General features: G+C 46.9%; 21 protein-coding genes. 11 read left to right on the forward strand and 10 right to left on the reverse strand.

The genetic code is table 11. The features are described from left to right. Window positions 1-52 precede the first annotated feature (52 nt). Window positions 53-2,428 (reverse strand): endonuclease MutS2, encoded by a 2,376-nt coding sequence (locus ACY2VW_RS00690; RefSeq protein WP_055220632.1) that lies wholly within the window; start codon window positions 2,426-2,428, stop codon window positions 53-55. 500 nt (window positions 2,429-2,928) lie between these two features. On the opposite strand from ACY2VW_RS00690, the gene ACY2VW_RS00695 reads away from it, so the two are divergent. The 4 genes from ACY2VW_RS00695 to ACY2VW_RS00710 all read left to right on the forward strand — a co-directional run bounded on the left by ACY2VW_RS00695 (window position 2,929) and on the right by ACY2VW_RS00710 (window position 7,487). Next, window positions 2,929-4,383, forward strand: coding sequence for a S1C family serine protease (locus ACY2VW_RS00695; RefSeq protein WP_461876657.1), 1,455 nt, complete (start codon window positions 2,929-2,931; stop codon window positions 4,381-4,383). Window positions 4,384-4,620: 237 nt separating this feature from the next. Beyond that, window positions 4,621-5,571 carry a 3'-5' exoribonuclease YhaM family protein gene (locus ACY2VW_RS00700; RefSeq protein WP_461876658.1) on the forward strand — a complete coding sequence of 317 codons (951 nt, stop codon included), beginning with the start codon at window positions 4,621-4,623 and terminating at the stop codon, window positions 5,569-5,571. Then, window positions 5,568-7,229 (forward strand): 23S rRNA (uracil(1939)-C(5))-methyltransferase RlmD, encoded by a 1,662-nt coding sequence (rlmD, locus tag ACY2VW_RS00705; protein WP_461876659.1) that lies wholly within the window; start codon window positions 5,568-5,570, stop codon window positions 7,227-7,229. The genes ACY2VW_RS00700 and rlmD overlap by 4 nt, the downstream gene beginning before the upstream one ends. 24 nt (window positions 7,230-7,253) lie before the next feature. Beyond that, window positions 7,254-7,487, forward strand: a complete 234-nt coding sequence (locus ACY2VW_RS00710; RefSeq protein ID WP_055303613.1) for a DUF6061 family protein — start codon at window positions 7,254-7,256, stop codon at window positions 7,485-7,487. 157 nt (window positions 7,488-7,644) lie between these two features. Here the strand turns inward: ACY2VW_RS00710 and ACY2VW_RS00715 are convergent, their stop codons facing one another. The 8 genes from ACY2VW_RS00715 to ACY2VW_RS00750 all read right to left on the reverse strand — a co-directional run bounded on the left by ACY2VW_RS00715 (window position 7,645) and on the right by ACY2VW_RS00750 (window position 14,194). After that, window positions 7,645-7,971, reverse strand: coding sequence for a hypothetical protein (locus ACY2VW_RS00715; protein WP_055303614.1), 327 nt, complete (start codon window positions 7,969-7,971; stop codon window positions 7,645-7,647). A 38-nt stretch (window positions 7,972-8,009) separates the two neighbouring features. Then, complete coding sequence (locus ACY2VW_RS00720) at window positions 8,010-8,891, reverse strand: sensor histidine kinase (RefSeq protein ID WP_055303615.1); 882 nt, start codon at window positions 8,889-8,891, stop codon at window positions 8,010-8,012. A gap of 12 nt (window positions 8,892-8,903) precedes the next feature. After that, window positions 8,904-9,740 (reverse strand): ABC transporter permease subunit, encoded by an 837-nt coding sequence (locus ACY2VW_RS00725; RefSeq protein WP_158557451.1) that lies wholly within the window; start codon window positions 9,738-9,740, stop codon window positions 8,904-8,906. Beyond that, window positions 9,733-10,647: an ABC transporter ATP-binding protein gene (locus ACY2VW_RS00730; protein ID WP_055303617.1), complete on the reverse strand. Its 915-nt coding sequence runs from the start codon at window positions 10,645-10,647 to the stop codon at window positions 9,733-9,735. Before ACY2VW_RS00730 ends, ACY2VW_RS00725 begins: the two co-directional genes overlap by 8 nt. Before the next feature lie 67 nt (window positions 10,648-10,714). After that, window positions 10,715-11,398 (reverse strand): response regulator transcription factor, encoded by a 684-nt coding sequence (locus ACY2VW_RS00735; protein ID WP_055303618.1) that lies wholly within the window; start codon window positions 11,396-11,398, stop codon window positions 10,715-10,717. A 23-nt stretch (window positions 11,399-11,421) separates the two neighbouring features. Further along, window positions 11,422-12,597, reverse strand: coding sequence for a sigma-70 family RNA polymerase sigma factor (locus ACY2VW_RS00740; protein WP_461876660.1), 1,176 nt, complete (start codon window positions 12,595-12,597; stop codon window positions 11,422-11,424). A gap of 60 nt (window positions 12,598-12,657) precedes the next feature. Beyond that, on the reverse strand, window positions 12,658-13,071 hold the full coding sequence (locus ACY2VW_RS00745) for a GNAT family N-acetyltransferase (RefSeq protein ID WP_238033134.1): 414 nt from the start codon (window positions 13,069-13,071) through the stop codon (window positions 12,658-12,660). A gap of 19 nt (window positions 13,072-13,090) precedes the next feature. Continuing rightward, window positions 13,091-14,194: a DUF6076 domain-containing protein gene (locus tag ACY2VW_RS00750; RefSeq protein ID WP_461876661.1), complete on the reverse strand. Its 1,104-nt coding sequence runs from the start codon at window positions 14,192-14,194 to the stop codon at window positions 13,091-13,093. A 222-nt stretch (window positions 14,195-14,416) separates the two neighbouring features. Between ACY2VW_RS00750 and ACY2VW_RS00755 the strand changes: the two genes are divergently transcribed. The 7 genes from ACY2VW_RS00755 (at window position 14,417) to ACY2VW_RS00785 (ending at window position 20,819) form a co-directional block, all read left to right on the forward strand. Next, on the forward strand, window positions 14,417-15,037 hold the full coding sequence (locus ACY2VW_RS00755; RefSeq protein ID WP_461876662.1) for a CHC2 zinc finger domain-containing protein: 621 nt from the start codon (window positions 14,417-14,419) through the stop codon (window positions 15,035-15,037). Then, entirely contained in the window at window positions 15,012-16,385 is a 1,374-nt protein-coding gene (locus ACY2VW_RS00760; RefSeq protein WP_461876663.1) for a DNA primase family protein, read from the forward strand. The genes ACY2VW_RS00755 and ACY2VW_RS00760 overlap by 26 nt, the downstream gene beginning before the upstream one ends. Window positions 16,386-16,785: 400 nt before the next feature. Continuing rightward, window positions 16,786-17,001 (forward strand): hypothetical protein, encoded by a 216-nt coding sequence (locus ACY2VW_RS00765; protein WP_031473406.1) that lies wholly within the window; start codon window positions 16,786-16,788, stop codon window positions 16,999-17,001. Window positions 17,002-17,349: 348 nt separating this feature from the next. Continuing rightward, entirely contained in the window at window positions 17,350-18,639 is a 1,290-nt protein-coding gene (locus ACY2VW_RS00770) for a plasmid recombination protein (protein ID WP_055303623.1), read from the forward strand. A 16-nt stretch (window positions 18,640-18,655) separates the two neighbouring features. Beyond that, window positions 18,656-18,841: a hypothetical protein gene (locus ACY2VW_RS00775; protein WP_055303624.1), complete on the forward strand. Its 186-nt coding sequence runs from the start codon at window positions 18,656-18,658 to the stop codon at window positions 18,839-18,841. Window positions 18,842-18,931: 90 nt separating this feature from the next. Beyond that, on the forward strand, window positions 18,932-19,162 hold the full coding sequence (locus ACY2VW_RS00780) for a helix-turn-helix domain-containing protein (RefSeq protein ID WP_055303625.1): 231 nt from the start codon (window positions 18,932-18,934) through the stop codon (window positions 19,160-19,162). Next, window positions 19,143-20,819: a recombinase family protein gene (locus ACY2VW_RS00785; protein WP_461876670.1), complete on the forward strand. Its 1,677-nt coding sequence runs from the start codon at window positions 19,143-19,145 to the stop codon at window positions 20,817-20,819. Before ACY2VW_RS00780 ends, ACY2VW_RS00785 begins: the two co-directional genes overlap by 20 nt. Before the next feature lie 193 nt (window positions 20,820-21,012). On the opposite strand, the gene ACY2VW_RS00790 is transcribed toward ACY2VW_RS00785, so the two are convergent. After that, a partial coding sequence (locus ACY2VW_RS00790) for an IS66 family transposase (protein ID WP_461876664.1) occupies window positions 21,013-21,747 on the reverse strand: 735 nt, incomplete at its 5' end.

Consider the following 21,747-nt stretch of genomic DNA (forward strand, 5'->3'; position numbering starts at 1 on the left):
ACAGGACGGAACCGCATACAGTATGCGTTCCGTCCCATATTTTCCTGAGTTTTTATTTCTTAAACGTAACAATCGTAACGCCGGCATCGCCCTCGCCGAATTCCGCTAAATGGAAGTCCGCTACGTGTTTCTGGCGGCGCAGATAATTGTGAATGCCTTTCCGCAGTGCGCCCGTTCCTTTTCCGTGGACAACGCGGACACTCGGCAGATGGGAGAGATAAGCGTCATCGAGATATTTGTCGAGTTCGGCAACCGCTTCATCCACCGTTTTTCCGAGCAGATTGATCTCGGTAGAAATCGTGGCAGCCTTGGAAAGCTTCGATTTTCCGCTGCTTGTGCGGGAAATGGACGGGCCGGTAATGACAGCCTCGTCGATCAGCACAAGGTCGGAGATATGCACTTTGGTCCGCATGATACCCATCTGGACGAAGAGATTTCCCTTCGAATCCGGGCGGGTGCTGACAGTACCTTTGAGATTCATGCTTAAGACTTTGACGGCATCGCCGAGATGAAGATCCTGCGGGCGGAGATTTCCGGTGCGCTTCGGCACTTCCTTCGCCTTTTTCTTATCGAGCTTGTTCATCTTTTCACGCAGAGCGGTACGTTTCTGCTCCATTTCGCGGACGGAAACATTCTCTTTTCCAAATTTCTGGAAATCGCGCATCGTCTGGTCGGCGTATTCCTTCGCCTCGCGGAGAATTCTCTGTGCCTCCTCGGTTGCATTGGAGATCATCTTTTCTTTTCTTGCATCGATCTGTTCCTGATTCTTGGCAAGGCTCTGCTTCAGGGATTCGACTTCCGCGCGGGTGCGGGCAAGCTCTTCTTTTTCGCGTTCCAGCGTGATCCGGTTCTGCTCGAGAGTGGTCAGAACGTCCTCAAACGATTCATCCTGCTCGCTGATTTCGTCTTTTGCCTTGTTGATGATGTAGTCCGGCAGGCCGAGTTTGCTGGAAATCGCAAACGCATTACTCTTTCCAGGAACGCCGACGAGCAGGCGGTATGTCGGGCTTAAAGTCTCGACATCGAATTCACAGCAGGCATTCTCCACGCCCGGTGTGGATAAGGCATAGATTTTCAGTTCACTGTAGTGTGTCGTTGCCATGGTGCGGATGCCGCGCTCGTGGAGCGTAGAGAGGATCGCGATGGCAAGCGCCGCGCCCTCTGTCGGGTCGGTACCGGCGCCGAGCTCATCGAACAGGACGAGGGAATTGCGGTCTGCCTTGTCGAGGAAGGAAACCACATTCGTCATGTGGGAGGAGAAGGTACTCAACGACTGCTCGATGCTCTGCTCATCACCGATATCGGCGTAAACCTCGTCGAAAACAGAAAGGGAGGAGCGGTCGAGTGCCGGAATGTGAAGTCCGGACTGGCCCATCAGTGTTAAGAGTCCGACCGTCTTTAAGGAAACCGTCTTACCGCCGGTATTCGGTCCGGTGACGATCAGAAGGTCGAAATCTTCGCCGAGCGACAGATCAATCGGAACGACTTTTTTCGCATTGATCAGCGGGTGGCGTGCCTTGCGCAGGTGGATTTTACCTTCGGTGTTGAAGATCGGCTCATTGGCGTTCTGCTCCATTGCAAGAGCGGCGCGCGCGAAGATGAAGTCAAGCTCCACCATGTTTTCGAGGTCGTAACGGATCTCATCGCGGTGCAGGTCCGCCTGAGCACTTAAGGTGGAGAGGATGACCTCGATTTCTTTTGCTTCTTCGATTTCCAGCTCACGGATATCGTTGTTCAGTTTGACAACGGCCATCGGCTCGACAAAGAAGGTGGAACCGGTCGAGGACTGGTCATGTACCATGCCAGGAACCTGGCCTTTGTACTCGGATTTGATCGGGATACAGTAGCGGCCGTCGCGCATCGTGATGACGGCATCCTGCAGATACGTGCGGTAGGAACCGTTGACGAGCGAGATTAACTGGCTGTGGATTTTTTCCTCACACGATTTGATGGAACGACGGATGCGGCGCAGATTCGGGCTTGCATCATCGCTGATTTCATCCTCGGAGAGAATACAGCGGCGGATTTCCGTGGAAAGCAGCGTCAGAGGCTCCAGTGTTTCGAAGAGATCTTCGAGGCTGTCCGGCGTCTGGTCCGCATTTTCGCGGCGGCCGTACGCCTTGACGCGTGCCGTGTTTTCCAGAAGTGCGGCGGTCTGCAGAAGCTCCGTGATGTTCATGGAGCTGCCGATTTCGAGACGCTTTAATGCGCCGCGGATATCTTTGGCATCACCAAAGGAAATGTGGCCTTTTTTAAAGAGCCGGGTGAGCGCGTCGTGTGTCTCGTGCTGCATCCGTGTAATCTGGGAGAGGGAAGAAGAAGGAACGAGTTCCAGACATTTCTTCCGGCCCAGCGGAGAACTGGCATACGAAGCCAGTTGTTCGATAATTTTGTCGTATTCGAGCGTTTTTAATGCTTTCTGATTCATAATACTTACCTTTTCGTAATTCATAATTCAGTCATTGTCTACAGATAACGCGGTATTTTTGATGCAATACCGCACGGATCTGATGTTACAGTTTACAGGTACCCTGCGAACTGTAACATTCGCAGCCCTTATTTAAAGTTTTGCTTCGCAAAAGGAGGGCTGCTCACACCTGAATCACTTTCTTACGCAGCGAAACAGCAAGTGTTTCACTGCTGAGTGAACAGTAGCGATCTGATCATATATCTGCACGGGAAGTACAGACCGGAAGTGGAATGTGGGTCACAGGTTTTTCCACTCCACCAATTATACCTTAAAAAAGAAAAGAAAGAAACCCCAAGAACGAGAAAATCAAGGATGTTGCGCAAATGAGAAAAAAATGTAACAGTCTTCATAAAATGTTCATATCTATCTGGTAAAGTTTTTATATATGTGAAGATTGCGGAAGCGCATATGCGCAGAGCAGTTCGGTATGGAATACAGATGTATGGAGAAAGAAATGTATGGAAAATGACCCAAAACCTTACAAATTCATGAAAGAGAGCATCAAAAAGCAGCCGCCCGACTGGAAAAAGATTGTTCTTCTGATCGCCGGATGGCTGGTCATTGCAGCACTTGGAGGTCTGGTTGCGGCCGCGGTATTTGCGGTGACAGAACCAAAGATTGCAGGTGCCATCACAAAAGAGGAGCCGCCAGCCAAAGTGGATATCCCGGGTGATGAAGACCCGAACAATGGACAGGAGCCGGATGAGACGATTACGGCATCTTCTGCGAGTGCGCCGGTAGACAGCAGCGGTTCCGGTTCGGAAATCAGCAGTTCCACAGTGGATAGCAGTACTTCAGAAAGCAGTGTATCCGAAAGTACGGTTTCCGAAAGCACGGAGGAGAACGGAGCGGCAGAGGGAACAGAAAACAGCACTTCCGAAGAGACGGAGGAGAGCGGTGAGGTTTCCAGTGTCGATGGGGAAACGGATGCGGAGGAAAAGGACAGCAGCCTGAAAAATTATGAAGCGCTCTACCAGGATATGCTGGAAGTAACGGAAAAACCAAAACGAGCGCTGGTTACCGTCATCGGCATTACGAATCAGATGGACTATTTTAACCAGAACTATGAAAACCAGCAGCAGATTTCCGGCCTGATCGTTGCGGACAACGGGCAGGATCTCTTTATTCTGACGGAATACCGCATTGTGGAAAATGTGGAGCGGATTCAGGTCACGTTCTGGGATGAGACTATGGTGGATGCCACATACCAGCGCCACGATCCGAGCACCGGCCTTACGATTGTAAAGGTGGACGAATCGAAGCTGGATGAGGAGACGCGGGACGGTCTTGCGATTGCGCCGCTCGGCAGTTCGTATCTTGTGAGCCAGGGCGATCCGGTCGTGGCGGTCGGAAGTCCGGTTGGCTACAGCGATTCGATAGCGTACGGCGTGGTGACTTCGGTTACGAACAAGATTTCCGCGCTGGACAATGAGTACAATCTGCTCACCACTGATATTCTCGGCAGCACGGACGGCAGCGGTATTCTGGTGAATCTCGACGGCGAAATTGTGGGAATTATCGCACAGAGCTACAGTGCCAAGGGAAACAACGTGGTGACGGGCATTGCGATTTCCCAGATCAAAAAGCTGATCGAAAATCTTTCCAACAACGTGAGCCGCGCTTATATCGGCATCCGCGGGCAGGACGTCACAGAAGAGCTTTCCGATAAAACCGGCATCCCAAAAGGCGTTCTCATCAGCCGCGTCGCAGACGATTCTCCGGCGATGATGGCGGGCATGAAAGAGTACGATGTGATTGTAAAGCTCGGGGAGCACAAGGTTGAGACGATCAAACAGTACCATGAACAGCTTGGCAAATACAGCACAGGAGACGTGGTTACCGTGACGGCGATGCGGAAAGGCGCCGAAGGGTATGCGGAGATGACGTTTGATGTGACGATTGGGGAAGTATAAAAAACAGAGGCTTTCGGGAGCAGAAAAAGCCGGTTTCAGCCGGTGGGGCTTCCGGAAGCTTTTCTTTTCGAATGGTTTTCCACTGGCGGATGAAAAAATACGTGCATTCTGCAGGAAAATCTGGTAGAATTGGTAAGGCATGCAGGAGCACAGGCTTTGCATCATAAAAACGGCATCATAGAAACAAAAACGGAACACTGTGTCCGCATTTATTTTAGAAAAAGAGGATTTATTTTTATGAAGTATATCAACGAACTCCGGGAAGGAAACCGCATTTCCGGAATTTATCTCTGCAAACATAAACAGTCGGCTGTTACCAAAAACGGAAAACAGTACGAAAACGTGATCTTACAGGATAAAACCGGTACGATCGATGCGAAAATCTGGGATCCGAATTCTATGGGAATCCGTGAATTTGAAGCACTGGATTATGTAGATATTATGGGAGATGTTTCCAGTTTCAATGGAGCACTTCAGGTTTCCATTAAAAATGCAAGAAAAGCGGAAGAGGGCGAATATAATCCGGCGGACTATCTGCCGACGAGCCGTTACGACATCAATACGATGTATCAGGAGCTGCTCTCCTGGATCGGAACGGTGAAAAATCAGTATCTCTCCGAACTGCTGACGTATTATTTCATCCAGGATCAGGAGACCGCAAAACGGTTCCGCATGAGCTCTGCGGCAAAAAGCGTGCATCACGGATTTGTCGGCGGCCTTTTGGAGCATACGTTAAGTGTCACCCGTTTCTGCGATTTTATGGCAAAATCGTATCCGATTCTGAACCGTGATCTGTTGATTACAGCGGCAATTCTGCACGATATCGGAAAAACGAAAGAGCTCTCATTATTTCCGCAGAATGATTACACCGACGACGGACAGCTTCTTGGCCACATTATGATCGGGGCAGAGATGGTGCACGATGCGGCACAGAAAATAGCTGATTTTCCATTGGAGTTAGAAAACCAGCTGAAACACTGCATTTTGGCACATCATGGAGAGCTGGAATACGGTTCCCCGAAAAAACCGGCAATGGTAGAGGCCGTAGCGCTGAATCTTGCAGACAATGCCGATGCCAAAATGGAAACGCTGACGGAGCTGTTCGATGCAGCGCCGATCGGTAATGAATGGCTTGGCTACAACAGATTTTTTGAATCCAATATCCGCAGAACAGGAGACTTTTCATGAGCTATCAGAAAAATGATGTACTGACGGTGAAAATTGAAGATATGGGACACGACGGAGAGGGTATAGGCAAATGCGAGGGCTATACCCTCTTTGTCAAGGACACCGTCATCGGCGATCTTGCCGAGGTAAAAGTGATCAAAGCAAAGAAAAATTACGGCTACGCGCGGCTGATGCGCTTGATCAAGCCCTCGGAACACCGCGTCGAGCCAATCTGCCCGGTTGCACGTCCCTGCGGCGGATGTCAGCTTCAAATGCTCGACTACGCAGAACAGCTGCGGTTTAAAGAAAAAAAGATCGCTGAAAATCTTCAGCGCATCGGCGGTATGACAGAAATACCGATGGAGCCGATTGTAGGGATGGAAACTCCGTTCCGCTATCGAAATAAAGCACAGTTTCCAATCGGCCAGGATAAAAACGGAAAACGGATCACCGGATTTTATGCGGGAAGAACGCATCAGATTATGGAAAACCGGAATTGTTATCTTGGAGTGGAACAAAATGAAGAAATCCTGAACCGTGTGCTTACGTGGATGGAAGAGAACCGTGTTCCGGCATACAACGAAGAGACCGGCAAAGGCCTGGTACGTCACGTTCTGATCCGGTTTGGATTTACAACGAAAGAGATTATGGTCTGTCTGGTTGTGAACGGAAAGAAGCTGCCGGCAGAGGAAAAACTGATCGGCTCTCTGACGGAACTGAAAGGAATGACGAGCATTTCACTTAGCGTAAACCGTGAGCGAACCAACGTTATCATGGGGAAAGAAATCCATTGTCTTTGGGGACAGAGCTATATCACCGACTATATAGGAAATGTAAAATACCAGATTTCCCCACTGTCGTTCTACCAGGTCAATCCGGCCCAGACCGAAAGGCTGTATGGCCTTGCCCTGGAATATGCGGGTCTTACCGGTAATGAAACCGTTTGGGACTTGTACTGCGGCATCGGAACAATTTCGCTGTTCCTTGCGCAGAAAGCAAAAAAAGTTTACGGTGTGGAAATTGTCCCGGAAGCGATTGCGGATGCAAAAAATAATGCAAAAATCAATCAGATCGAAAATGCAGAATTTTTCGTTGGAAAATCCGAAGAAATACTTCCGTCCTATTACAACCAGTACGCCAAAGACCATCCGGGCGAACAGGCGCATGCCGATGTCATTGTCGTCGATCCGCCGCGCAAAGGCTGTGAAGAAAATCTCCTCCACACCATGGCCAGCATGCAGCCGGACCGGATTGTGTATGTCTCATGCGATTCCGCGACACTCGCACGCGATGTGAAGGTGCTCGGGGAACTGGGGTATGAAGTGAAGAAGGTAAGAGGGGTTGATCAGTTTCCGATGACGTGCCATGTCGAGACGGTTGTTTTGCTTTCCAAGGGTGAGGTCGACTCGAAAAAGATTCGGGTTGAGTTCTCTTTAGAAGATATGGATATGTCCGAATTTCAAGATGGGGCAACCTACACGCAGATCAAGGACTATGTACTGGAACATAGCGGATTAAAGGTATCAAACCTGTATATCTCACAGATTAAGCGGAAATGTGGGATTGAGGTTGGTAAGAACTACAATCTGCCGAAGTCCGAAGATTCCAGACAGCCTCTGTGTCCACCGGAAAAAGAGAAAGCAATCCGAGAAGCATTCAAATATTTTGGGATGATATAACATCCCGTAAAATGGAGGTTTCTTATGGATAGATTGATTTCTTGTAAGTTTAACATGGATACCGCTTGTGTGGAACTGAAATTCTTTGATGGTAGTATGATTGCGATTGATACGATTGCGGTTGAGAACGAGGTTGCCGACAATATGTATCAGAGGTCGGAACTGGATTATCTGATTTACAATGACCCGATTGGATATGCTGATTTGATATTGAACGGAGATTCCAAAACCTATTTGAAAAACTGTTACAGAGTATAAATCTGTGGATACGGCGATTGGAGCGATTTGCCTGGCTCACTAAACCTCTAAGCCCATAGTTATTGGCTAAGGCAGATATTCAACTTTAATTTTAGAAAACATAAATAAAGGCTATCCAATCTTTTTGACTGGGTAGCCTTTGAAAGTTTTGCTCTTTCTACTTTTTAAGAATCAATTTATGAATGACCATGCCGATTATCAAACCAAAGGATGATACTGCCAAATACCAAAGCGAATGTATCAATGCTGTCTCGTTATAGTATATAAACACAGATGGCACAAATGTAATTGCTATGATTATTGGATACAAGTACTTTACTTTCAGATTTGAAATGCTGCCAATTAGAATTGAAAGCAATAATGTTGCTAAAATAAGCAAAACTATCATTCCCATAACGTCTGTTGGTCCTGCAAATAATGGAAATACATAAAACATAAATAATTGAATTAAGAGTATTAGTATCTCCTTCAAGTATTTCTTCATAATCAAAACACCTCCGTTCATATAAACTCTTTTTTATTTCATTTTGCAAAGATTATCTTGATTTGCAGTTTGTCATTGTTGTAGATTGCTCCAATACTTCCGCCCATACGCTCAATCAGCAGCTTGGCGATGGACAATCCCAAACCGGTTGAATTGCGACTGGCTTCTACTGTATAGAAACGGTCAAACAATCTGCCGACCGTCACATAATTCAGATTGTGCGCCGTGTTGCTGAATGTAACACAGCCGTTCTTATCCATGACTACGGACAGATCGCCGTCAGAGTATTTCAGCGCATTGCTGATAATGTTGGAAAAGATACGGTTGACCGCACCTGCATCCAGTTCACGGAAAACCGGTTCCTCCGGCAATTCGATTTCCGGTTGGATGCCTTTTTCCTGCATGACCGCATAGAAAGACAGCAGACTTTCCTCCAATGCCCGGACAACATCCATACGTTCTGGTTTCAGTTCCTGAAAAGAAGTAACCACACTATATCTGAATAGTTCTTCGGTTAGATTTTTTAAAACATCTGTTCTGTTTTGGATTTGAGAAAGATAGCAGTGTACCGTTTCGCTTTTTTCCTCTCGTTCCAATAGGTCAAGATAACCGTTTATCGCCGTAAGCGGAGTTCTCAGGTCATGGGAAATATTGGTGATAGCTTCTTTCAGTTCCAGATCGCCCTGTTGGTAACGATGGCGTTCCTTGCGGAGCAATCGAAGCTGGATATTAATCTCCGAAGCCAGTTTTCTCAGATGAGGGTCGCTGGAAGAAATATCAATCAGAGTGTTTGTGTCGGAGGAAAGACGTTCCTGGAATTCTGTATGAATTTCATCAATACTTTTTTCTATAAAAATAATCTTTGTGATTAGAAAAAATACAACAATTAGCAAAATACAACACAAAATCCAAGGGAACATCTTTCTACCTCCTTACTTTAGGTTCTTTTTCTTAAAGGAACGACTTCCTATAAGAGATGTTGAAAAAATTACAAACGCAGAGCACAATGGAAGAAAAATCAGGTGTTCCACCCCTTCTTCGCAAAGAATTACACCTTGTCCTCCAGGTGTCAGACAGATAAGAAATTCCAGCAGGATACGAAATGTTCCACCGATGAATTTGATATTTTGGGGATGCCATCGCACAGTTGGGTCTGTATCACTCCACATCCATCCATCCAATAACTCTGGTTCTGCAAAACGATCATAAAGGAGCATCCCGATTATGACCATTGCAGCTACAGCTCCCAGACAAAGAAGTGTCGCTGAGTTTTTGTTCTCCGCCAGACTTGCCAACAGACAACATACGCTGGAGAGTGCAACGACCATCAAAAGGCTTGAAAAAATATAAAATGCCATCTCTCCCAAAGAGAGGTTCAGGCTTGCCGTACCCAGTAGCGGAATACCCAGCATCCCATTAACTATCAACCAGATTAGTGCAGTACTCAGTCCAGCACATATGGTCAGGAGAAGATTGGAAAAATAAACTTCTTCACGAGTGTGTCCGCAGATTAGTTTATTGCGCAGAGTTCCATATTCATAGTCTGTTCCCCACAAATATGCGGCAAATACGGCGATAAATGGTCCCATCAGGGGTGAATATCCAAAAAAACGGGCGACCAGCTTATAGATGTATGCATTAGTCAAATTCGTCTGGAAGTAACCGTTGAGGATGATGAATGCGGAAAGCAATACAGCAATCACTAATTCTATTCGAATCATTTTTTTATTCTCTGTACGGTAAAAGGCTGCTCGAAAAAGTTTACGCATTATTATCACCTCCAACCAGAGAGATGTAATAACTCTCCAAACTTTCATCTTTTTCCTGCATAGACAGCACTTCGCAGTTTTCCTTTGCCAGTACAACGGTCAGCTGTGTCACATTGATCTTTGCGAACACATCGGCTGTTGTTGCGGAGATAATTTTATATTCCAGATTCATGGAATCCAGCACACGAGCCAGAGTAGAAGTATCGGTCACTTCCATGCGGACACACTTGCGGCAAACTGTGTCCAGTTCTTCTGCACTCAGTTCCTTCACCATGCGACCATTATCAATGATACCGTAATGAGTAGCCAGACGGGAAAGTTCATCCAGAATGTGACTGGAAATAAGAACTGTAATCTGTTTTTCTCGGTTCAACTTCAAAATCAGTTCTCGCATTTCCACAATACCCTGAGGGTCGAGACCATTTACAGGCTCATCAAGAACAAGAAAGTCGGGATCACCGGCTAATGCGATAGCGATGCCCAGACGCTGCTTCATACCGAGGGAGAAGTTCTTCGCTTTTTTCTCTCCCGTGTTGTCGAGACCTACCAGCTTCAACAATTCCTGAATACAATCAAATGATGGCAGACCAAGAATGAGATACTGGTGCTTCAGATTTTCCTCCGCAGTCATATCCATGTAGATGGACGGTGTTTCCACCACAGCACCCATGCGACGGCGGGATTTGATAATATCCTTGCTGTCATTGCGGATGCCGTACAGAGAAAAGCTACCGGAAGTCGGTTCCTGCAATCCGCAGATCAAGCGGATCAGGGTTGTCTTACCAGCGCCGTTCTTTCCCACAAAGCCATAGATGGAACCTTTGGGAACATTCATAGTAAGACCATTCAATGCCTGAAAGTTTTTATACTTTTTTGTCAGGCTGTTTGTTTGCAAAATATAGTTCATATTGTATTACCTCCTTTGCTGACCTAAGTTTACAAAACAAAAGTCAAGAAAGTGGTCAAGAAAAACGTCAAGATTTGGTCAAGATTTTTTGTTCTGCCAATTTGAAACCAATTCCCCAGACTGTTTCGATATAGTCTACACCGCTGACATCCTGCATCTTTTTACGAAGATTGCTGATGTGCTGCTTCAAAGAACGCTCGGTGCAGTCGGGTGTGTCCAGACTGATTCTGTCAAGCAGGACACTCTTTGAAATTACCTGTTTGGGATTTTCCATCAGCAGTTTTAAGATGGCATACTCCGTTCGGGTCAGCTTCACAGGCTGCTCCTGTACTGTCAGAGAAAGGGAAACCATATCCAAAACCAAATCGCCAACGGAAAGAGATTTGGTTTCGCCATGTTGTTCTGCCTTGCGGAGCTGAACAGTGATACGGGCAAGAAGCTCCTTTGTATCAAAAGGCTTGGTCATGTAATCTGCCGCACCGCCCAGCAGAAGATTTACCTTGTCTTGCACATCTACTTTTGCGCTGAGAACGATAACAGGAATGTTCTCAATGTGGGGCAGAACTTCCTCGCCAGACAATCCCGGCAACATCAGATCCAGCAGCACCAAATCGGGCTTGTTTTGTGAAAGAAGATATAACGCTTCTGTGCCGGAGTATGCACGAAGAACAGAATAGCCCTCTTGCACCAGCACTTCTCTCAGCATATCTCCAATATGAATATCATCATCTATGATTGCGATTGTTTTCATTCTCGTTCCTCGTCAATTTCCTTTTATAGTTCAAACGCTACTATCGTTTCCTTTGGCAACTTCTCGTTTTCGCAGTTTAGAAGGTAGGCTATTGCCTTGTTCGCAAAGCGGTTTGTTTTCATTGTATCCCAATCGGCAAGTCGGACTATTTCTGATGTGCCGTTCTCAAAATCAAATGAAATCTGGCCCCATTCGCCGTCGCAGTCTGCTTGGTATTCGTAGATTGCGGTGGCGATTTTCTTTTTTCGTTTGGTCTTGGATTTCTGTTTCAAGCGGACAGCATGGATTGCGCCCTCGGCAACCAACAATTCTGTCAGTTTGTCCACTGCTCTGCGGTAGGCTCGCTCCGCACCGCTGGCAGTGCTGCCCTCAAACATTACAGCCAGTTCCTCAAAGGTGGGACGGCCTTTCCATGAGCCGACATGCCCGCAGGTCATGCAGATTGCCAGCCGCTTTTCAAGCAAGGTCTGTTCCCGGTAGTTCAGCTTATCAAAAGCTCGCTGCACCTTTTCTGCCTGTATGCCGTTCCAGAGGATGTCGGAGTAGTTCCAAGTATCATCAAGAGCAACATCTTCGCCCGTTTCCTCGCCGTCCTCATCTGTCACATAGAATGGTTGCTGATTGCGGATACCTCGAACAACTCTCAGATATTCTTCCGCAAGGGCAAAGTCACAGTTATACTTTTTGGAAAACTCGCTGACCGCATCCTTGGTGTTATGGTACAGCCAAGCCATTGACCGCACCATTTTATAATTGGTCAGAGAGGATACCGACCATTTTTCTTCGCCCATGCGGAAGCGGAGCATAGCATCCCGGATGAACGGGAAAATGTATGTAGCATACTCCGCACCCTTGGCAGGATCATAGTCCATCAGCTTTTGGAGCATTTGTTCCCTGCAGGAGAGCTTTATATCTATAAAACGGTCTGTATCGTACAGATCGCCGCCATCCACACCCCAAAAGCCTTTGATGCGCTTATTGAGCTGTGGCTCATAATGGTGGAGGAAGAACGAGAAATATATCAAATTCTTTTCCCGCAAGGCAGACAGGATATATTCATTCAGACTGCCCACCGCTGGCGGCTCCGGTTCCAGTTGGAAGATGCGCTCTGCCATATAGGGAATGATACCATCACCGTGCGGATTGACAGCGTATTTTGGTATGTATCCGGTCATATTCCATGTAAAAGAATGCAACATAGCGCACCTCCTCCGTATTAATGGTGTTTATATATCTTCATCGAAGCATAATTTTTATTTTTACTTTCTAATGATTTTGCGCATACCAGAGCCGCAAAATTGATGTGGGATAATTTTAAATCCTTTTTTTATATAAAAGTTTTCTTTACCCTGTTCGGCAATCAGTTGAACACTTGACCTGCCGTCGATCGGAGTTCTATTATCCACATATGTTAAAAGCATATCAATAATTTTACTTCCAATCCCCATTCCCTGAAATTCTGGTTTTACAATTACATCAGCTATCAGATAATAAATTCCATCTCCAATTAATCTTCCCATTGCAATAGTGTTATTATGTTCTAAAACAGTGACGCTATATAAACTATTACCTATAGATTTTGCAACCTGTTCTTCGGCAAAATTATCCCAACCAACAGAATTTCTTAATGAAACATAGTCCTGATACGTTAAATTGTTTTCACAGTAATCCATAAATTTCCCCCTGCAAACTTCAAAGTTTTCTCATTGCTTCTTTCTTCAAATTAGCCTGTTCCATTTCTTTTTCATAAGCACCCTGGGCATAAGCGACATTACTTTTTGCCCGGAGCATCTTATCTTTCGCCAGTTTCTTCATAACCTCTGCTAAATCCTCATCCAGTTTGCCACGCTTGATATAGCGGTTTATGGTATTCAGCCGCTTTTCGTATATCTGGATAACAGGATGATCGTCTGCAAGCTCCCGTTGTTCTCTGCCTTTCAGATTGCCGATCTGTCGGCAGGTGCGGTGTAGCTTGTCCCCCGGCGCATAGCCGCCGCAGTATTTGGTATGCCTTGCGTTGGTAGTCAGAAACCATTTACCGCAGATTTTACATTTCTTCGGTGCATGACCGACACACAAGCCCTCAAAAAGATCAGATCGGAACATTCCTACAAAGGATACATAGTGCATCCGCTTGACCAGCTTTGCCACTTTTTCGCCGGGACGGATGACTGATACATACTGAACGGAATTGTTCAGGGTAGACATCCAGGCATTGCCCTCTGTGATAGAGAACTCCGGCGGGAAATAGCTGCCGAACATTTTGGCGAAGCCATCTGCGGTGCGATCTGCTTCGTTTCCGTCTGATTTTTCCGCAAAATCAAGCATTGCGGCTTGGTATTCTCCGAGAGAGTATGCCAGATGCCCGAATACAGCGGTGTAACGCTGGAGCATGATTGCATCAGCATAGTTCGGAACTTCCTCAAACTGCAAGGAATTGGTTGCGGCTTTTATGGCAAACTCCACATATTTCAGCGCATTGTCCGCAGTAAAGACTTTTTCAATCCGTTCTCTGTGCTTTGGGATATTCATATAGGAAAACGGTGGGGTTTGACTGAGAATATGTAACATTGCCAACGCAGCTTCCTTTGCCATAGGAAAGAGTGCAGAAGCATCCTGTCCGGTGTTTAATATTCCAAGCAGCAGATTGATTTTCTCGCATTGCTCGTTCATTTTAGCAATGGTATCCGCAGGGACATTCAGCGCATCACAGGCAAGAGTACCGATAGGAAATGTTTTGCCTTCATATATGACCGTGTCCTGCCAAAAATCCAATGTCATCAGTTCTTGATTCATGCTTGCCCTCCTGTCCTGTTTTTTTGTTTTTCTAATTATACCATGCAAATGTGAAGAAATCTACATCCTCCAAAAAGTTGTCCTGTTTTTTGAAACGGGGTTGTCCTGTCATTAGCCTGCTTTTTGAAAAATCCGTCATAACCATAGTAGAAAGGGCGAAACACCTGCCAATCACGGCGGGTGCTTCGTGCTTTCCAGACTATTATGAACGGAGGTTTTTCTATGACAATCTATGAAAACATCAAGGCGGCGATCAGCGTGAAGCAAGCCGCCGAACACTACGGGCTGAAAGTCAACCGCAGCGGTATGGCTTGCTGCCCGTTCCACAATGACAGGCATCCGAGCTTGAGGCTGAACGAGGACTATTTCTTCTGCTTCGGCTGCGGAGCCAAGGGAGATGTAATTGACCTTGTGGCAAGGCTGTTCGATCTGAGTAGTTATGAAGCAGCACAAAAGCTGGCTGCGGACTTCGGGCTTGACCCGAAACCGCCCACTGACGTAGCTATTGTCAAGCCAAAGCGTCCCTATATCCGTCAGTTCCGGGAGGATGAAATGCTGTGTTTCCGGGTGCTGACGGATTATCTGCATCTGCTGGAAGATTGGAAAGTACGATATGCACCCAAGACACCGGAAGATGCTCTGGATGACCGTTTTGTGGAAGCCTGCCAGATGCACTGCCATATCGAATATATGGCAGATGTGCTGACGGTGGGTGATCTGGAAGAACGGGTTGCACTGGTGGACAAACTGATGCAGGACGGCAAAATTGCTTTTCTGCAAGAGTACACCGCACGAAAGAAAAAGGAGGTGGCGCACCATGGCGAAGAACCGGAAAACGCCTGATATGAATTTGCCTGTCTGGTTTGACGGGCAGAACATCAACGAAGCTCTGTTTTGTGAAGAATTTCTGCAGGAGCGCAGAATCATCTTTGCAAACAGGGCTTTCTTTACGCCCAATGGACGGGTGACGGATGATATTTTCCTGCGGGGCGAGGTCTACGAAAAGCTGAAAAGCTACACCATCAGCAGCGTACCGCAGAAGATCAAAAACATCATGGAATTGCTGAAACTGGAAGCAATGGTTGAGGATCTTCCGCCGCAGCCTGACCGCATCCATGTTGCCAACGGAACGCTCATGCTGGATGGGAGATTTATCGAGGGGAAAAAGGAAATTGTACAGAGCCGCTTGCCTGTTTCCTACAATCCAAACGCTGCTGCACCTGCCCTGTGGCTGAACTTTTTGGACGGTTTGCTCTATGAAGAAGATATTCCCACCTTGCAGGAATTTATCGGCTACTGCCTGATTCCCTCCAATAAGGGACAGCGCATGATGGTAATTAAGGGCAACGGCGGCGAGGGCAAATCTCAAATCGGTGCGGTGCTGTCCACCATATTCGGCACGAATATGAAAGACGGCAGTATCGGTAAAATTTCCGAAAACCGCTTCGCCCGTGCCGATCTGGAACACATCCTGCTGTGCGTGGATGATGATATGCGGATGGAAGCTCTGCGCCAGACCAACTATGTAAAATCCATTGTAACCGCACAGGGCAAGATGGATTTGGAACGCAAAGGTAAACAGAGCTATCAGGGCTGGATGTTCGCCCGGTTGATGGCATTCAGCAATGGCGATCTGCAAGCCCTGTATGACCGTAGCGATGGTTTTTACCGTAGACAGCTTGTGCTGACTACCAAGGAAAAGCCCGTGGACAGAGCCGACGATCCCGATCTTGCAGAGAAGATGAAAGCCGAAGCCGAGGGGATTTTCCTCTGGGCATTTGAAGGCTTGCAGCGGCTTGTTGCCAACAACTTTAAGTTTACGGAGAGCGACCGCATCCGTGAAAACCGGGAAGCGGTCAAGCGTGACAATAACAACATTTTTGACTTCATGGATTCCGAGGGATATATCCGGCGCAAGGCGGATGCGTCCATCAGTTCCAAGGACTTTTACGCTATCTATCGCCTGTGGTGTGAGGAAAACTCCCTTGCCCCTCTGAAATCCCGCAGCTTCAGCGATGCCATGGTTGCCAATGCAAAGAAATTTAATTTGGAGCATTGCAACAACATCACCAACTCAGCCGGACGGCGGGTATGGGGATTTATGGGTGTGGAAGCTGTGGCACGACCTAATATAAACGGGTTTTACGACGTTTCGCCATGTACGTACGTACCGGAGGAATGGAAGGACTGATTCCTGTCTTTCGTTTTCTGTATGTATGTACACAGCGTTTTACCTGTTTTCCTTTTTTATAGGAATAATCAGCTGTCAGAACTGACCTGTTTTCGGGCATTGAAAATCAATGGTAATGGAAACAGCAAAGTTCTTGACCGCAGGACGAAACCATTTCACCAAATCGTGCTTCTCCAAACCATGCACCCAGTTTACGAAACAATGGGTGTTTTCACTGTTTCAGACAAAATCCCACGGAACAGCAAAGTGGGATATATGCCTGTATGGACAGAGTATCGCACTCACAAAATGAAAGCGATTTTGGAGAAAGCAGATTTTTCACTGTTCGGTGCATCTGCTCCGCTTTGGGGAGTAGCCTTTGCACCGAATTGTAAATCAAAAATATGGAGGAATTTACAATATGAATGTACGCAACGAAATCAAGGCACAGATCATCCGTGCCGGAATGACTATGCAGGAAGTAGTTGACCTGCTCTCGGACGAGTACGGTTGGAGCGACAGCGTTTCCAACCTGTCCGCAAAATTACAGCGGGAAAGCATCCGATACAAGGAAGTATTGGAGCTTGCCGATGTGCTGGGATACGACATCGTATGGCAGCAAAGACGGGAGAAGTGATGCCCCGGCAACATCCCCTCGTAGTTCCCGTCCCCATAGGCACACCGCAGTGCTGTCTATGGATGGCAGTGAAAGATACGCTTTTCGCTGCCGCCGTCTGCAAAGAGAAGTTCACCGGAACAGCTTCATGCAGACGGGCTGACCATGGGAAAAGTTGCAGACATTTTCGCATTGGTCAGCAGAGGTTGCCGCAGCAACCGCACTCCCCCTCGGGAGAGCCCTCGGAGAGCCCACGGCACTTTGCAGCCAGTATGGATGAAAGTGTTATAGTGGGTTATTACACTTTGAAAAAGTGCCTCTCCGCAGCTCCCCGCTGTCTGCAAATTTTAAGGAAAGGACAAAAAATCTATGGCAAGAAATGATGGAATAGACCGCACCGTAGCCCGGAATCAGGACTTACCGACACCGGACGATGTGGCAAAAATACAGGAACACAATGAGCGAGAAAAGGACAGTTACAGCAATCAAGACATTGTGCCGGAACGCACTCCGCTGAATGTTCACTTCAAGACTCCCACCGATGATTATGTGAAAATGTTTGAGCAAATGGAACAGGATGGCGTGATCTCCACCAGAGGTCTGAAACCGGATGCCATCAAATACGGCGAGTTGGTTTTTGATGTGAACTCCGCTTATTTCTACAACCACGGCGGCTATGAATTTGCAAAACAGTTTTATGCTGATGCCTATAAAGCCGCCGTGGAGATCGTAGGCGGTGAGCAGTATATCCTCTCTGCTGTGATGCACGCCGATGAGCACAACCGGGCAATGTCCGAAGCTCTTGGCGAGGATGTGTACCACTATCACCTCCATGTGGTTTATATTCCGGTAGTGGAAAAGCAGATCCTTTGGTCGAAGCGATGTAAGGATGAAGCTCTCCGGGGAACGGTAAAGGAAACGATCACACAAGTCAGCCGAAGTAAGAAATGGGACTCCAAACCGGTGCTTGACGAGGACGGAAATCCCAAGCTCAATGAAAAAGGAAAAAAGATTTTAAGGTCATCCTACAGCGTGTTGCAGGATGACTTTTTTAATTTCATGCGTGCTGCCGGATATACCGATGTGGAGCGTGGAGAGCGTGGCAGCACCGAGGAACATCTGACGGTGACACAGTTTAAGGTGCAGGCGGAACAGCAGCGTTTGGAAGCTGTGACAGGACAGGTGGCACAGGCAGAACAGAGTTTGGAGGATGCTAAAGCTGCTACGGAAAAGCAGAAAAAGAAACTGGAAGCTCTGCAAAAGGAAACCAAGGCAGCAAAGGCCATTGCACTTACGGTGCAGGATATTGAAGCGATGGGCAAGAAAGCCACGTTCGGAAACAATATCACGCTGACACCGGATGAATGCGACACGTTGAAACGCTATGCCACCAACGGCATTCTCTTTCATGCAGAGAATGAGCGATTGAAAGGGAAACTGGAATCTGCTCAAAAGTCTGCATCCATTTGGAAGCAGCGATGTGAAGAAGCGAATAAAAAATATCAAGAGTTGAAGCAAAAAGCCCAGCCTTTCCTGGATGCACTGGAAATTGCATCCGAAAAGGTTCGGGCTTTTATCAATTCCATCCTCGCCAGAGGAAAGGAAACACAGGAACACAAAGCACCTGCCCGTAAGCGTGGACAGGACATGGAAATTTGATGGAGGTAACTGCCTATTGAAGAAATATTATGAGGATGCAAAATATAATGCGGCATTTGTCCGCTGTGTGGATGTTATGAGCCAGATGCTCCAGAAATATGGACATCAGGTTTTGGATAAATTGGAACAGGATGCCCCTCAGAAAGTGGAGCATTCCAAGGAAAGTAATCAAGCACAGCCTTTGACGAATAAGGCTGCGTAAAAATTTACAATTTACACGTTGCGTATTCACTGCGGCTATGCTATAATGATTACGCAACGTGTATTTTTGTTTTTTATGGAGAAAAGACAGATGGATTGTAAGAACAGAATTATCAAGTTGCGGGAAAGCACAGGACTGAACCGGAAAGATTTTTGCAAGCTCGTCCATATCCCTTACCGGACTATGACCGAGTGGGAATTGGACAACCGCCATGCACCGGATTATGTGCTGTGGCTTTTGGAGTATTATATCCGCAACGAGGGACTTATGGTAAAGGAAATGAATGAGGGAGGTGGAGATTCTGAAAAAGAAACAACTTAAATGCTATATTTATACAAGAGTGTCCACCTCTATGCAGGTTGACGGGTACAGCTTGGATGCCCAGCGTGACAAGCTGAGGAAGTATGCGGCATACGAAGATATGGTTATTGCCGGGGAGTATTCTGACGAGGGATTTTCCGGAAAGAATATCCAAGGGCGGCAGGACTTCCAACGGATGCTGAATGACATCCAGGACTGCAAGGACGGCGTTTCCTATGTGCTGGTCTTTAAGCTGTCCCGATTCGGCAGAAATGCGGCGGATGTTCTGAACTCTTTGCAGCTCATGCAGGATTTCGGTGTCAATCTGATCTGCGTGGAGGATGGCATCGACAGTTCAAAGGATGCCGGAAAGCTGATGATTTCCGTGCTGTCTGCGGTGGCAGAAATAGAGCGAGAGAATATCCGCACCCAGACAATGGCAGGACGTGAGCAAAAGGCTCGTGAGGGCAAGTGGAACGGTGGTTTCGCTCCTTATGGCTACAAACTGGAAAACGGAGATTTGGTCATTGCGGAGGATGAAGTGGAAGTAATCCGTGTCATTTATGACCGCTACATTCACACCAACGAGGGCGTTGCCGGGGTTGCTAAATATCTGAACCGCAACGGCTTTATCAAGAAACTGCGGCAGAACAATACCATTCCCGGATTTTCAAGGAACTTCGTGCAGGATGTATTGGACAATCCCGTTTACATGGGAAAGATCGCCTATGGCAGACGCAGGACGGAAAAGAAGCAAGGCACAAGAAATGAGATGCACGTAGTTGAGCAGTCGGAGTTCCCGATTTATGAGGGACAGCACGAAGCCATCATTTCGGAAGAAGATTGGTATCTGGCACAGGAAAAGCGTAAGATCAATTCCTTTAAGCGGGAAAAGGTCAACAATCCAGATCATGCACACATCCTGTCCGGCATTCTGAAATGCCCATGCTGCGGAAAGAGTATGTACGGCAATATCGCCAGGGCTCACAGCAAGGACAAGAAAACGAGGTATTATTACTACTGCAAAAACACGGTAACACCTACCGGACATGAGTGCAGCTTCCGACTGAATATCGAGCAGACGGAGATCAACAAGTTTGTGGCTAAGATTATATCCGCTATGGTCAACAATCCCCGGTTTGTAGAAGCGATTCAGGCGAAAATCGGCTCGGCTGTTGATACAGAGGATATGGAAAAGCAGATCGCCGTCCTGCAAGGACAGTTGAAGCAAGCCTTTGGAACGAAAAGCCGCTTGGAGCGTCAGATGGACACCTTGGACATCAACGATGCCCACTATGACAGAAAGATTTTGGACTTGCAGCGCCGCTATGATGAGCAGTATGATACAATAGAGGATATCGAAGTTCAGATTGGCGAATTGCAAGGTCAAATCCGCAGCATTCAGCAGGAGAAAATCTCCGGTAACAATATCTATCGGCTCTTACTGGCATTTGATGAAGTCTACCATTCCGCAACAGAAGCGGAACAGAAAGAGTTTATGAAAGCCTTTATCGAGCGAATTGAGATGTTCCCGGAGAAAAGGAAAGACGGAAGCTGGATAAGAAAGATTGTGTTCAACTTCCCTGTGCCTGTTGATGGCGAGGAAGTGAAAGAACTTCCCTTGGAAACTGAAACAACTGTCGAGACTGTAGTGTTGCTACAAAGGAAGAATATGTAGAAATCTTTGAATTTACGCACTTTGTGGAGTTTTTCAGTTTCAAAAAAATAGGCGAAAATCACAAAGAAAAGAGCCTTGTGAAGAAAGTAACCGTTGTTGTTGCATTAGACCTCGGTACGGGGAACACAAAGAATTCTGAATATGAAAATGAATAGAGAGCTATCAGATAATTGATAGATTATAGGGATACTTGTTAAAAGCGGGTGTCCCTATTTTTTACTTTATAGGAAAGAGGCTGTCGGTTCCGCTTATAATTCCTTAGAAGCCTTTCGGCTTCATTATTCGTGGCAGGTACCCGGATATCATGCAGGAACAACAGATGGTTGTGCATGTATTTCTCCATTCTCAGGAATAAATTGTACCCGTCTTTATAATAATCATTTGCCGGAATGTCTTCATATTCTTTCTGGGCAGTTTCCAGTATCTCACGGCATCGTTTTTCGAATCCGGAGACTATTTCCGTATCTGGTCCGTGTGGCTGCCGGCATCCATTTCGGAAGTGGACCATTTCCTGCACCAGTGCATGCATTTTTTTATTCCAGGTACGGTCTGGTTCATTCTCCATGCTGGCTTTCAGATACCGCAGTACATGGGCAAGGCATTCCTGATGATCTGCTCCATAATTATAAAAGGTAATATCATGGTCATGGACAAGGATCCCCTGATAGTATTCTGTAACCGTACCCTTTACTCCTTCGTGTCCCTTTTTCTCGCGGGCAAAGTACAGGGCTTTTCCGTCCGGTGTTGCACAGACATATACCTGACAGCTCTTTCCGTTTTCCCTGGCATTTGTACAATCCGTATACATAACAGGGGAAAGCAGCATATCTACATAGGCAGACCTGCGTTCAGGCTCAGTTTTTAAAGCAAACTCCCGGTTTAGTCTGCTTATCATGCCTTTGGAAATATTCAGTTTTCCACCCGTCAG

It is taken from the genome of Fusicatenibacter sp., assembly GCF_977045365.1.

Coding starts and splice junctions, on each gene's coding strand:
- ACY2VW_RS00780 (WP_055303625.1), top strand. CDS start 18,932: ATGGATTGTAAGAACAGAATTATCAAGTTGCGGGAAAGCACAGGACTG.
- ACY2VW_RS00735 (WP_055303618.1), bottom strand. CDS start 11,398: ATGAAAACAATCGCAATCATAGATGATGATATTCATATTGGAGATATG.
- ACY2VW_RS00690 (WP_055220632.1), bottom strand. CDS start 2,428: ATGAATCAGAAAGCATTAAAAACGCTCGAATACGACAAAATTATCGAA.
- ACY2VW_RS00725 (WP_158557451.1), bottom strand. CDS start 9,740: ATGCGTAAACTTTTTCGAGCAGCCTTTTACCGTACAGAGAATAAAAAA.
- ACY2VW_RS00755 (WP_461876662.1), top strand. CDS start 14,417: ATGACAATCTATGAAAACATCAAGGCGGCGATCAGCGTGAAGCAAGCC.
- ACY2VW_RS00760 (WP_461876663.1), top strand. CDS start 15,012: ATGGCGAAGAACCGGAAAACGCCTGATATGAATTTGCCTGTCTGGTTT.
- ACY2VW_RS00700 (WP_461876658.1), top strand. CDS start 4,621: ATGAAGTATATCAACGAACTCCGGGAAGGAAACCGCATTTCCGGAATT.
- ACY2VW_RS00745 (WP_238033134.1), bottom strand. CDS start 13,071: ATGGATTACTGTGAAAACAATTTAACGTATCAGGACTATGTTTCATTA.
- ACY2VW_RS00730 (WP_055303617.1), bottom strand. CDS start 10,647: ATGAACTATATTTTGCAAACAAACAGCCTGACAAAAAAGTATAAAAAC.
- ACY2VW_RS00695 (WP_461876657.1), top strand. CDS start 2,929: ATGGAAAATGACCCAAAACCTTACAAATTCATGAAAGAGAGCATCAAA.
- ACY2VW_RS00715 (WP_055303614.1), bottom strand. CDS start 7,971: ATGAAGAAATACTTGAAGGAGATACTAATACTCTTAATTCAATTATTT.
- ACY2VW_RS00710 (WP_055303613.1), top strand. CDS start 7,254: ATGGATAGATTGATTTCTTGTAAGTTTAACATGGATACCGCTTGTGTG.
- rlmD (WP_461876659.1), top strand. CDS start 5,568: ATGAGCTATCAGAAAAATGATGTACTGACGGTGAAAATTGAAGATATG.
- ACY2VW_RS00720 (WP_055303615.1), bottom strand. CDS start 8,891: ATGTTCCCTTGGATTTTGTGTTGTATTTTGCTAATTGTTGTATTTTTT.
- ACY2VW_RS00770 (WP_055303623.1), top strand. CDS start 17,350: ATGGCAAGAAATGATGGAATAGACCGCACCGTAGCCCGGAATCAGGAC.
- ACY2VW_RS00765 (WP_031473406.1), top strand. CDS start 16,786: ATGAATGTACGCAACGAAATCAAGGCACAGATCATCCGTGCCGGAATG.
- ACY2VW_RS00740 (WP_461876660.1), bottom strand. CDS start 12,597: ATGTTGCATTCTTTTACATGGAATATGACCGGATACATACCAAAATAC.
- ACY2VW_RS00750 (WP_461876661.1), bottom strand. CDS start 14,194: ATGAATCAAGAACTGATGACATTGGATTTTTGGCAGGACACGGTCATA.